The 12,281-nt window shown below is 59.2% G+C and carries 12 protein-coding genes; 11 read left to right on the plus strand and 1 reads right to left on the minus strand.

Annotated elements, in window-relative coordinates:
- From G542_RS18860 to G542_RS0113635, 11 genes are all read left to right on the plus strand, one after another.
- On the plus strand, window positions 1-363 hold a 363-nt coding region (locus G542_RS18860; protein WP_027824387.1), incomplete at its 5' end, for a hypothetical protein.
- On the plus strand, window positions 360-1,082 hold the full coding sequence (locus G542_RS18630) for a hypothetical protein (RefSeq protein WP_155826696.1): 723 nt from the start codon (window positions 360-362) through the stop codon (window positions 1,080-1,082). The genes G542_RS18860 and G542_RS18630, both read left to right, overlap by 4 nt.
- Complete coding sequence (locus G542_RS0113595) at window positions 1,075-1,263, plus strand: hypothetical protein (protein ID WP_027824388.1); 189 nt, start codon at window positions 1,075-1,077, stop codon at window positions 1,261-1,263. The genes G542_RS18630 and G542_RS0113595 overlap by 8 nt, the downstream gene beginning before the upstream one ends.
- A complete protein-coding gene (locus G542_RS0113600) occupies window positions 1,260-1,658 on the plus strand; it encodes a hypothetical protein (RefSeq protein ID WP_027824389.1) in 399 nt (132 codons plus the stop codon). The genes G542_RS0113595 and G542_RS0113600 overlap by 4 nt, the downstream gene beginning before the upstream one ends.
- A complete protein-coding gene (locus G542_RS0113605; protein ID WP_027824390.1) occupies window positions 1,655-1,957 on the plus strand; it encodes a hypothetical protein in 303 nt (100 codons plus the stop codon). The genes G542_RS0113600 and G542_RS0113605 overlap by 4 nt, the downstream gene beginning before the upstream one ends.
- Window positions 1,958-1,969: 12 nt before the next feature.
- Window positions 1,970-3,046 carry a DUF7146 domain-containing protein gene (locus G542_RS0113610; protein WP_081666845.1) on the plus strand — a complete coding sequence of 359 codons (1,077 nt, stop codon included), beginning with the start codon at window positions 1,970-1,972 and terminating at the stop codon, window positions 3,044-3,046.
- A complete protein-coding gene (locus G542_RS17050) occupies window positions 3,043-3,267 on the plus strand; it encodes a transcriptional coactivator p15/PC4 family protein (RefSeq protein ID WP_051190075.1) in 225 nt (74 codons plus the stop codon). The genes G542_RS0113610 and G542_RS17050 overlap by 4 nt, the downstream gene beginning before the upstream one ends.
- The gene (locus tag G542_RS0113620) at window positions 3,264-3,572 is read left to right on the plus strand and encodes a hypothetical protein (RefSeq protein ID WP_027824392.1); all 309 of its coding nucleotides are present in this window, start codon (window positions 3,264-3,266) and stop codon (window positions 3,570-3,572) included. Before G542_RS17050 ends, G542_RS0113620 begins: the two co-directional genes overlap by 4 nt.
- On the plus strand, window positions 3,559-5,331 hold the full coding sequence (locus G542_RS17055; protein ID WP_051190076.1) for a DUF927 domain-containing protein: 1,773 nt from the start codon (window positions 3,559-3,561) through the stop codon (window positions 5,329-5,331). Before G542_RS0113620 ends, G542_RS17055 begins: the two co-directional genes overlap by 14 nt.
- Before the next feature lie 455 nt (window positions 5,332-5,786).
- On the plus strand, window positions 5,787-6,845 hold the full coding sequence (locus tag G542_RS0113630; RefSeq protein WP_027824393.1) for a HoxN/HupN/NixA family nickel/cobalt transporter: 1,059 nt from the start codon (window positions 5,787-5,789) through the stop codon (window positions 6,843-6,845).
- A 1,961-nt stretch (window positions 6,846-8,806) separates the two neighbouring features.
- Entirely contained in the window at window positions 8,807-9,034 is a 228-nt protein-coding gene (locus G542_RS0113635) for a hypothetical protein (RefSeq protein WP_027824394.1), read from the plus strand.
- Window positions 9,035-10,633: 1,599 nt separating this feature from the next.
- On the opposite strand, the gene G542_RS0113645 is transcribed toward G542_RS0113635, so the two are convergent.
- Window positions 10,634-11,896, minus strand: coding sequence for an Arm DNA-binding domain-containing protein (locus tag G542_RS0113645; RefSeq protein ID WP_027824395.1), 1,263 nt, complete (start codon window positions 11,894-11,896; stop codon window positions 10,634-10,636).
- Between the last annotated feature and the right edge of the window lie 385 nt (window positions 11,897-12,281).

Below are 12,281 nucleotides of genomic sequence, written 5' to 3' on the forward strand. Positions count from 1 at the left end.
CGCAAGCATCAGGACGCCCGCCATAACCAATACCTGCCGTTCTACCACCTAGCCCATGATGCCGCCCGCAACATGGCAGATACGGCCAGAAAGCTCGGCAGCGAAGCACCGGAACAGGTATTCCACTCCAACGTCGAGAAACTGATAAACCGGGCGTTCGGCCTTGAGAAGGGACAACGGGCCAACCTGTCACCTTCCATGCAGAACGCCGTCAGCACAGCGTATCAGCTAGTGAGTGCGGCCATCATCGACACGCTGGCAGAAGGCGGCAGCCACAAGGCAGCCTACCGCGAGGCAGAACGGCGCGTGACTGACTTCGCTCGCCTGTTCGGGCCGGTCGTCAACGGGAGGCTGGCAGCATGAATACCTGGCACGAATTGGTAGCGGGATTGTCTGGTTACCAGCAGCCCGGCGAGCCAAAAAAACGCCCCCAAGCATCCGGAGGCATTAAGGAGCCATGCTTGACCAGAAGCCCGGTCGGGACACTTCAATCATGTGCATGGACACGACTTCAGCATGTGAAGCACGGCATGGCATATCAACCTGCATCGATACACGGTAGATGGAAAACTGCCTATCCCGTCAGCAGGCAAAAAAATGACCACCATGGCAGTGGTGGTCAAATGTCTGCAAATAAGGGGAAACGACAGGGAAAAGAGGATGATCGCCGCCTTTCCCACTCACAGAGTAGGCAACTGGAAAATCCTTCACGACCTCAAAACGGCTACCGTCTGTCACTTGATGGCGCAGCGCAACGTGCGTGTCTGGATGGATACAGCCTTGCGTATTTTCTGATTGACGCCCTCGATACAGCGCGGCACCATTTACCCGTGCCGTTCAATAGCGGCACCGGGATTGGCGTCCCGAACATCTTGGCGGACAGCCGCCACTTTGCGGCATTTTTTGCGTCCGTTACCTACGCTATTGGTGCGTCCATGGTTTCCATGGTGGGCCGTAGCGGGGGCGTGCTTGCACGCGCCGGTTTCCAAGATGCCGGTACGCCAACCCTGCTACGTGCCTGCCACCCCGATTGGCGTCGGGATGGTGGGTTTAATACCCATCTTGGAGGCCACCATGCCTAGCTTTGCCCTGCGCGCTTTCCGCGCCCTGCTTTCCCGCTCTCCCGCTGTTTCCATCATCCGCCCTGCTGCTGATCTGGCCGAGGCCCGCCGCATGGCTGCCGACCTGATTGCACAGGATCGCCGCTGTTCGGTACGTATGACTGCCGCCTCCCGTGGCTTCGATGTGGAGGTGCTGTCATGAGTACCGTTGCGACACTTGGCATCACCCCGACCGACAACCCGTTTCATGCCCTGGCCGTCGCCCATGCAGCCATGCATGAAGGCTGCGAATTCAACAAGGCTGCCGGCTGCCATGTCCCGGCCATCAGCCGCAAGGATGCAGACCTTGCGCTGGGCCATGCAGAACAGGTGCTGGACGATTGCACATTCGGCATGCAGGCACTGGGCCATCTGCTGAGACACCATGACGGCAGGCTCATCGGGGATACCGAGGACACGCTGTTTCAGGCCGGTTGCCTGATTTCGCTGCTAGCCAACGTGCAAGGCCATGCGGTCGAGGCCATCGAGTCGGCCAGATGCCGCCTGTGGGCGCATGACCGGATTGCCGCAACCCTCCGGCAGGAGTCACGGTCATGAGCAACCTGTCATCAGTCGTCCCCGTCCTGCGCGGCATGGCTGACTTCCGGGCCGGTCAATGCGCGGACCTTGACGAACTGGAAGGCCGGATTGTCGAGTTTCAGCGTGAATGCCTTGCCGGTACGGCAGTAGTCGGCGCACTGGTCGCGGCGGTTGACCACGAGAACATCGGGATCGACCCGGGCACGGTCGGGGATACCGGCTACCTGGTGTCCATGCTCTCGTCGCTGGCATTCGAGCTGACGAACTGGCTTGAAGAAATCTGCATCGCCAGAACCCGGCACAACCTGAACCCCTGAGAGGCCCACGTCATGACAACGAACCATCCACACGATGGGGCGCGGGACGGCTTGCGCCTTGAAGCCAGCACAGTCAGGGAAGCAGCCCGCCACCAGTGGCCGGGCATCCTGACCCGGCTGGGGATCGCTGACCGCCATTTGCGGCGCCAGCACGGCCCGTGTCCGGGCTGTGGCGGACGTGACCGGTTCCGCTTTGATGACCGCGAGGGCCGGGGAACCTGGCTCTGTTCTGGTGGCGGGGCCGACCCGCTGGCCGGGGACGGGCTGGCGCTGGTTCGCCATGTGTTCGACTGCGGTTTTGCCGAGGCGCTGGGGTTGGTGGCGGGGGTGCTGGGCATCACCGGGGCATCGCCCTGTCCACCACCGGCAACGCGCCCCGTAGCGCCTTCACGCCCGCCCGTCAGCCGCCTGCCGTCCATCCTGCGCCAGTGGGGCGAAGCCTTGCCGCTGACCGGCACCTGTCCGGCATCACGCTATCTGACCGGGCGCGGGCTGGCGCTGGAACACGCCCCCGACGACCTGCGATGCCATCCGGCCCTGCCGTACTGGACTGACCGTGACGGCAAGCCGTTTGTCCTGTGTCGCCTGCCTGCCCTGCTGGGGCTGGTGCGCGACAAGGCCGGGGAGATTGTCGGGCTGCATCGCACCTGGCTGGATGGCAGCACCGGGCCAGTCGGCAAGGCCCGGCTGGTCGATCCGGAAACCGGCGAATGCCTGCCCGCCAGAAAGCTGGTCAGCGTCACACCGGGCACCACGACCGGGGCAGCCATCCGGCTGGCCGCCACCGACAACGGACGGCTGGGGCTGGCCGAGGGCATCGAAACCGCGCTGGCCTGCTGGCAGGTATCGGGCATCCCGACATGGGCAGGCGTATCGGCCAACGGGATGGAAAGCGTCCGGCTGCCGGATGACGTGCAAAGCGTCTGGATATTCGGCGACCACGACGCCAGCGGCACTGGCCAGAAAGCCGCCCACCGGCTGGCGGCCCGCCTGCATGGCGAGGGGCGACAGGTGCGCGTCCTGCTACCGTCCCGGCCCGGCATGGACTGGTGCGACGTACTGAACACGAGCGAAGGGGGTGAAGCATGAGCATCCACACCATCGACAAGAGCGACCTCGACTGCATCCGCATCGAGCGCAAGACCTTCCGGGGCCACGACTACATCGATCTGAGGCAGCACACGGACTTTGGCGACGGCGAAGGATTCCGCCCGACCAGAAAGGGCATCACCCTGCCGCCGGACCGCTTGCCAGAGCTGATCGAAGCCTTGCTGGCACTGCAACACGAACAGGAAAGGGGAACGGCATGAACGCCTGCGTCAGGAATGCCGGGGAAGCCGTGGGCTGGATACTGGACACCATGGCCGACAGCGGACAGGCCATTGCTTCGCATCAGTTGGCCATCGAGCTGGAACGGCTGCTGGATCGCCAGTGGACGGACCTTTCCATACACGACATCCGGACGATTGCCGGGGCGGTCGCCGCCCTGAATCTGGCCCCGCCCCTGCTCGGGCCGATTACCCGGCCAAGCGAAAGCGCCGCAGGGGAAGCCCTGCAAAACGGCGAACAGGCTCGGGAACTGGCCATCGGGGGGCTCATCCATGGGCACCAGTGACCTGCAATCGCTCAAGGATGCGGCCACGCTGCCACCATTGCCCAGGCTGCCGCGCTGGGAGCTGCGGGACGATGGCCTGTGGTACATCGACGGCCGGATTGATCCCGATACCGGCAAGGTGCATGAACGCGTCCCGCTGTGGCTGTGCGGCCGTCTGGAGCTGGTCGGCTGCGGGGTGGATGACAACGGCCACGCCTACCGGATTGCCCGCTGGCACAGCCGGGCCGACCATGCCGAACACCGGGAGGCCATTGCCTGCGCCAGCATCGGGGAACGCGAAGGCTGGTCACGCCTGCGGGCCGGTGGGCTGGCGGTGTCCAGCAAGCGGACGGCACAGGAGCAACTGTCGCTGTACCTGCAACTGGAAGGCCGCCAGGACCTGCACCACGTCACCGAACGGGGCGGCTGGCGCAACGGGGCGTATGTGCTGCCCTCCGGCGAGGTGCTGGGTCATGCCGAACCGCCGCTGTTCTATACCGGCGACCGCAGCCATGCCAGTGCCTACCAGGCACACGGCAGCCTGTCGGGCTGGCGCGACACGGTGGCAAGGCTGGCACGGGGCAACAGCCGCGTCATGCTCGCTATCGGCACCGCCCTCGCCGCGCCGTTGCTGGAACTGGCCGGGCTGGAGTCAGGCGGCATCCACCTGTTCGGGCCGTCCGGCTGCGGCAAGACCACCAGCGCCAAGGCCGGGGCCAGCGTGTGGGGCGAACCCGGCGGGCAGATGCTCAACTGGGATGCCACCGCGCTGGCGCTCGCCAATGCTGCCGCTGCCCGCAATGACGGCCTGATGCTGCTGGATGAAGTCGGACAAGGCGACCCCCGCGCCATCGGCATGGCGGCTTACCGGCTGTTCAACGGCGTGGGCAAGATGCAGGGCGCGAAGGACGGCGGCAACCGCGAACAGTCCCGCTGGCGGGTGCTGGTGCTGTCCACCGGGGAATCCGATCTGGCCGGGTTCATGGCATCGGGCGGGCAACGCACCCATGCCGGGCAGGAAGTGCGGCTGGCCAGCCTGCCCGCTGATGCCGGCAAGGGGCTGGGCGCGTTCGACACGCTCAACGGCTGCGCCAGCGCCGGGGAACTGGCCGAGAGGCTGGAACAATCAGCCCGCGAGCATCACGGCACCGTGGGGCGGGCCTTTGTCGAACGGGTGGCCGAACGCCGCGACGAAGTCGCCGCCCGCCTGCGCCACGCCATCCACGACATGCGGACCCTGCTGCCGCCCGAAGCCAGCGGGCAGGTGCGCCGGGTAGCTTCCCGCTTTGCCCTGATCGGTGAAGCACTGGAACTGGCCACGGATGCCGGGCTGACCGGCTGGGAGGCCGGTGAAGGGAAATCAGCGGTCACCGGCTGCATGGCCGAATGGCTGGACCGCTACGGGCTGGGCAACCGCGAGGACGTGCAGATTCTTGAGCAGATGGAAGGCTGGTTTGCCCTGCATGCACGGGGCCGGTTCATCAACTGGGACGGCGCCAGCAGCGATAGTGAGCCTGCCATGCGGGACTGTGCGGGCTACTTCCGCCGCCTAGCGGGCGAACTGCAATGGCTGGTGTTTCCGTCCGTGTTCGTCAACGAGATTGCTGCCGGGTTTGATCCCAAGGCAGCAGCGGCAGTAGCCGACAAGGCGGGGATGTTGAAGCGCGGCAAGGACGGCAAGGCCACCGGAAACCACCGCACGCCAGACTACAACGCCCCGAGGCGCTTTTACTGCTTCACCGCACTGGAGCGCCAGCATGACGGACTGAAAAACCAGTAACGCTTCATGCGCGATAAAAGCAGGTGTAACAGGTGGCACAGTGGCACAACTCTCTGAAAGCCTTGTCTGTAGCGGGTTTGCTTGTGCCACCGCTGTGCCACTGGCTCGAATCAAGGTGGCACAACCTTGCCGGTCTTGCGCCCTGTGCCACCGGTCCACCTGTCAAAGTGGCACCGATGTGGCACAGCGAAACCCTTGTCTGGCGCGGGTTTGCGGGGTTTGTGCCACCGTGCCACCTGTGCCACCACTGTTTTGTGTATTCATAGGGGCTCCATCGGCACCATGACACCCTTCACTCATCAGGGTGTCACATCGGCTGCTCGGGTAACCTCTCAGCCATTAATGCATTTGGCACCACACTGAAGCAAACAAAAGTCTAATGACATCTTGATTGGTGGAACTACCTCGCTATACCCAATGAGAGTGAGCTTCCACTCTCATTTAGGAACACCCCCATGCTAAGAGAAATGGTCAACATCGCTAACGATTCAGGCCGGTCATTCAAGCAGCGGTTAATCGGTATTTATCTGATTTTGTTTGTCCTGAATATTGGTGCCTGGGGATATGTGCTCATCGCCTTCAGGCACCATCCGGTCCTGCTAGGCACCGCGCTGCTGGCATATGGCTTCGGCTTGAGACATGCAGTTGATGCCGACCACATTGCCGCCATCGACAATGTGACCCGCAAAATGATGCAACAGAATAAAAAACCGGTTGCTGTCGGATTCTTTTTTTCAGTCGGCCACTCTTTGGTCGTCATCCTTGCTTCGGCTCTCATTGCCATTACAACAGCCGAAATTGCCAAAAATTTTGACTGGATGAAAGAAGCGGGCGGGATCATTGGCACGACTGTTTCAGCCTCTTTCCTGTTCCTGATTGCCATCATGAATCTAGTCATTTTTTCATCCATTTACAAATCATGGGTAAATGTAAAAAATGGCGGCATCTACAAGGACGATGATTTTGACATGCTACTGACCAGTCGGGGATTCCTGGCCAGAATATTCAGACCTGCATTCAGGCTTGTCAGCCAGAGCTGGCACATGCTGCCTCTTGGTTTTCTATTCGGCTTGGGTTTCGATACAGCCAGTGAGGTCGGATTACTGGGCATTTCCGCTAGCCAAGCCAACCAGGGATTCCCGATCTGGAGCATCATGGTATTCCCCATGCTGTTTGTGGCCGGCATGTCACTGGTGGACACACTGGATGGACACCTGATGCTTGGGGCGTATGGATGGGCCCGCATGCAACCCATACGGAAGATTTACTACAACCTGAGCATCACGTTTGTTTCATCGCTGGTTGCCATCGTGATTGGCGCAATCGAAACCCTCGGCCTCCTCTCGGATCAATTCGGATTGTCCGGAGGCATCTGGGACACCATCAACAGCCTGAATGACAACTTTGGCACATTGGGCTACATCATCATTGCCGTGTTCATCGCTTCGTGGCTGATCTCGATGCTTGTCTACAAATACAAGGATTATGAAAAAATCGAAATCCGGCATGAATAGCAGATGGATCAATCTGCCAAACTCTCCCCGGCTTGTGCCGGGGTTTTTATTTATGCCCCCTATGATCCGGCCTCTCTATATGTTCCGGACACACCTGCACCGGGCGGGAAGGCTCAAGCGATTTGACAACGAGTGGACACGCCGGGCCGGGAAAAATGTCGGGCGTGTTTACCATATGTATGCCACGCCAGCCGGGGACGAGAACGGGGAAAAACTCCCTGTATAGGAAAAGTACCCGCAACTCCCGCAACACATGGTTGAAAGCCTTGACTGGCGCGGATTTCAGGCCCGAGTTGCGGGTTTGCGGGTGTTGCGGGCGGGTCCTGTCTCTATTGTGTGCTTGCGATGGTAAAAAAATGCGACCTGTATGCTGGTGCTGGCGCACTGCACACCGGCCAGAACTGACAAAACTGACACCTGAAAAAAGGAAGGGAAGCAACAGGACATGGCAAAAGCCGAGGCAATGATCCCCAAAGGACTGGCAGGAGAGGTTGTGATGCTCCTATCCGATGCAGGACGCGAGCTTACCCTGAGCCAGATACAGCAATACCTCCCTGGCTATCGTGAGCTGAACGAGCTGTCAGCCACCATGGTCAGGCTGAGGAAAATCGGCTTTGTGCAAACTGGGATGGTCGATAGAACAGCGGCACGGGGGCGACGGGTCGTAAAGTCCTATCGCCTGGCAGGAACGGTTCGACCTGGCTATTGATGGCAAGGAGGGGGCGGTCAAAACCCTAGAGTCACCCGGCCTCTAGACCGCACGTTCCCCCACGCGTAGAAAAAATCCCCTGTCCAGAAAAAAATCAAATGGCCGCACCCGTCAAACAGGACTAAAACCCTTGTCTGGCGCGGGTTCCGGGTTGATTTGAATATCGTGCAGGATGTTAAAGGCTGTTAACGCTTTAACACTGGCCAGATGCCTTGCCCGGACCACCGTTCATGCCCTGAATCATGGCATCCACAATCCGGGCACCATTGATAACCCTTCCCCCCGATTCCGGGGGAAAGCCCCTCCGGCCTACGAACACCAAAACCGGAAAGCGTTCGCTCCCCCCAAACGGGGGAGCGGTGCCCGGAAACCGTCAAATCCCCCGTGACTCCGGGTATTTGGCTGAATCAGCGCCGGTACATGGCTGCATCCGGTCAATTCCGGTTCTCTGCCGGAATTAAACAGAATCAGGGAGTTGCAGGGCACAATTTTGCGCTTTGCCGTGGAAACAATGACTTGGAGCTTGGTCAGCCAACTTTTCGGCCAACGTGGGGAAACAAGGGCTTAGCGGTTGGATGGCTCAATTTTGAGCTTTGCTGCCAGATCAAGGCGTTACCGTGTGCCGCTCACCGTTCGGAGCTGTACCCCACAAAAGCCAAAGGAGCTGGCCAGCATGGTGGCCACGATGGATGCCACAAACCGGGGTTCCCGATGGGACTCGATCTGAGGCACCGAATTAGCGGCTCCATGAAGTGCGGTGCGCTCACTTCGCCACATGCTCAAATGCGGGATTTCCCCGTATTTGGCCCACGGTACCGGCTGGCGATAACTGGATCCTGTGTACACAGGAACTTGAATCGTGTGGCTCAACGCCTTTTGTCACAACGGTCTACAGAGACAGGCCGCCATGGACATCTTGAATGGCAGCACACGGCATCTTTGAAGTGGTTGAGCGTGCAGACCCGACCCATTTTGAAAACACCCCATGGATGAGGCTGTATCCGGCCATCCTTCGACGAGCAAGCCATAAGTTCAATTGAGGGCATCTTCACAGCCCGCCCCGTGAAAGCGAACGGGGGTTCGGTAATACCGAACGGGGTAGTCCGGGTAACGGACAGGGGTAACGGACAGGGGTAACGCGCAATGGGGGTTGCGCGGTACGCAACGGGGCAGCCTGGCCAGCCCCCTGCCGTACGCAAGGATGGCGAGCCTCTACACATCATGGTGGCCCCAACTGGTGACGGCCACACGCATGAGAAAGCAGGTTCCCGTGAACGAAAAGGGCTATCGGATTGGCCAGCACCACCACAATGCCGTTCTGACCGATGCAGACGTGGAGCTGGTCCGCATCCTGCGCGAGCGCGATGGCAAATCATATGGGTGGCTGGCGCTCAAATTCGAGGTGCCCAAGTCGACCATTGCGGCCATTTGCCAGTACAAGCGACGTGCCCAGACCATCGCAGACTGGAAGGCCGTCTAGCGCCAGCAGCAGGATCATGTAACCAGCTCTGGCTGCATGACATGGTTCGGAACAAGACATGAATGACATGCTACGTTCTTGGTATTTCCAAATGGGCAAACTAGTATTACCAGAACTTCAATCACATAAAGGCATCGCTATGGACAGTAGCAGTTGTAGCCGACCCTGACGCTCGCAAGACTGCCTACGCCATGCCTTTTGGCGTGCCGTCTTGCAAGTAACTGCAAGGCGGCGCGCTCCAGACCAGAAACTCCCGGACTCTTTTCCTTCTGCAAGGAAAGCCAGCTACGTTTTGTGTCTTCGTGCGCCGTATCCATTCTTCACAAGGATGTTTATGCCGCGTGAACCGTACGCTGCTCCCTACTGGAAAGAAGTCATCATGAAATATTCTCTCCTGCTGCCAACGAACAGCAACCAGGAACACTCCGTTACCCCTTGCTCCCAAGGGATGAGTATTCGCTCGTTAAGCATGATCTGGCATGCCTTTGTAAAACACCTCGGAAACCTGCATTACTGACATGCCCGTAACCGCTGACCTCACCAGGTCGTGGCCTTGTAATGCGAGCTGGCCTAGACAGGTATCGGATTGGGCAAACAGGTATTGTGGATTGGGGGATGGTGGCAGTTCGCCCCTCCCCCAAAAGAGGAGATGGCGATTCGCTGCACGACGTTCACCGGTAAACGCCTCACATCAGGGAATGAAGGCAGAGCCAAGGTGATTGGAGTGACGCGTTCGCGGTACCAGGTTCCTCGTGAACAAGGAACAAAAGCCATGCCGCGCTACGCCAGCAGCCGACCGATGGATAAATGCTGCCAAAAACCATATTGCCGCCACTGCAATCAACGCGAGCACTACTTACAAAAACTCATGTTGCCGTCGCTGAAATCGTGCCGGCAACCACTCACAAAAACTCACGTTGCTGTAACCGTAATCGACGCCGGGAACCTGAGAAAACCTAACCTTCTACAGGGGTAATTTTTTGGTTCACCATCGCCCAGCCCGTTACTGATGTGAGGCCGCTCTGTGATTTTTGTTCAGACGAAAAATAAAAACACCTGAATAATCACGGTCTTGACTGGATGTTCTGGCGGATGCAATGCCGACCCAAACCGGTATTCCCGATGAGCCTCGATCTGAGGCACCGAATCAGCGGCTCCATAGAATGCGGCTTACTCGCTTCACCACATGCTCAAATGCGGGATTTCCCCACATTTGGCCCGGCGTGTAGATGCGGGAAAATCCCGTATGCAGGCCGAAGCCACGAGCAGGATGGGCAGATTTCGAAAACAATCCCATGAATGGCCGCTTTGGCAGGTAACCCGGTGGCACATTTCCGGTGCTCCCGGATGAGTAGGCAATCAGGTTGAACCAACTGGCGCCGACAAGCTAGACCAGTGCCAGAGAGGCCATCGATAACGGCGGGTTTCAACTCCCATTGTGTGTACCAATCAAATGAACATGTGGGCAGAAAACAGGGGCAGCGTGGCATGTGTGTTGGTATTTTTGTTGGTATATAGCAATTTTCATATCGGAATAATTAAGTATTGGCGCTGCTTTCAGGCTGTTTTGTGATTGACGCCGACCCAACACTTTAAAAATCAATCACTTATCGGTTTGGTTTTTCTAAAAACTGGCAAAAAACTGGCTATTTTGAGTACCTCATGCCAGCTTTTTTGCCAGCTTTTTTTGTCTGCGTCCTGCCCCGAAAACGCTTTGACAGCCTTCTGTCCATCGCCGTTATCACCGTTCGGTATCCACCGCCCGTACACCCTAGCAATCATCGTCCATGATGCATGCCCCATCTGGTTGGCCACCCATACCGGTGACTCTCCGGCCGAGAGCATCATGGAGGCAAAGGTGTGGCGGGTCTGGTATGGGCGGCGATAACGCACACCGGCCCGTCTGAGCGCTGGCGTCCACAAGGTCTTGCGGATGGCCTGGTCTCCAGTCCAGGGCTCTCCCGTTCGCGGATCAATCCACACCCGGCCATGCTCGCTGAAAAACGTGACTGCCTTCTGGGCCATCAGGGCTTCCAGTGCAGGCTGCAGCAGTGTCACGAAACGGCGAGAGGCGCGTGTTTTCGGGGTTTCGGCTTTGGTTGCGCGCTGCGTCAGTGCCTTGCTGATCGAAACCTTGCCCCCAACCCAGTCGATGTCTTTCCACTCGAGCGCGACAAGCTCGGAAGTACGTAACCCGCTCCAAAACGCAAACCGGATCATGTTGCATCCGGCTTCTGGCAGAGCCTCCAGAATGGCGGTCTGCTCGTCAGGGGTAAACGGATCGATATCATCTTCCTTGACCTCTTCCCGACGACGGTAGGTCCAGCCTGACAGGGGATTGGTGTCGATCAGCTCATCATCCATGGCCGCAGTCAGTGAGGCCCGGAATACCGACAGGATGTTGGCAATGCGCTTGTTGCTGCATGTCAGCCCATCGCACCAGGCCCGGATGTCTGACCGCTTGATGTCACCGATCTGGTGATTGCCGAATACCGGCGACAGTTGTCGCCAGGCGATGGTCTTGTAGTCGTGCAGGGTGCTGGATTTCAGGTATCGCTCGCAGCGCTTCAGCCATTCAGACATCCATGCATCCAGCGTCTTGCCATACTTGGCGACTGGAGTCCGCTTGGCCAGAACGGCCTTTTTGGAGTGGGGGAAGGTCACTGCGTAAACGAACGTACCGTTTTCGATCGCAGCCAGAATGGCGGCTCGGTGCTGGGCCGCACGCTTCAGATTAGCGGGGGTGGGCTTGAGCTTGATCCGTTCCCGGCACCGCTCGCCGGCGAATGTGAATGCAATTTCAATGCTGGACTCTGATACCGGTCTGATCCCCGTGTAGTCAACGATTGCCGACCTGCCCATACGTCATATGCCTCCAAGTCGATTAGAACCCGCCCGTCTGGTGCAGGTATGCAGATCAAACCATCACGCCAGTCATGGTCACCATCACCAGAACGAGCCCGTTTCCGTTTTGACCAGACAGCTGCCTAGGTGTAGCCCGTCAGGCTGCAGAATCTGGCCACGGTCACGAACCTGACCATCCTTCGTTTCATGTCCGTACTCCCTGTGAAATCCTTTTCCTGCCCGGCCTGCCGGCCGTGAGCTTCACGTCCCGCACGATCTGGTGGGCCGGTACCGCCTGCTACGGACCATCCTGACCCTTGCCGCGGCTGCTCCTGAGCAGCTTTTTCGGGACCGTACAGTTATTGACACCAGTCCAAGCGCGGCTGTCCGCCGCGTCCGGACG

The sequence above is a fragment of the Laribacter hongkongensis DSM 14985 genome (assembly GCF_000423285.1).
In the GTDB taxonomy this organism is placed as follows: Bacteria; Pseudomonadota; Gammaproteobacteria; order Burkholderiales; family Aquaspirillaceae; genus Laribacter; species Laribacter hongkongensis.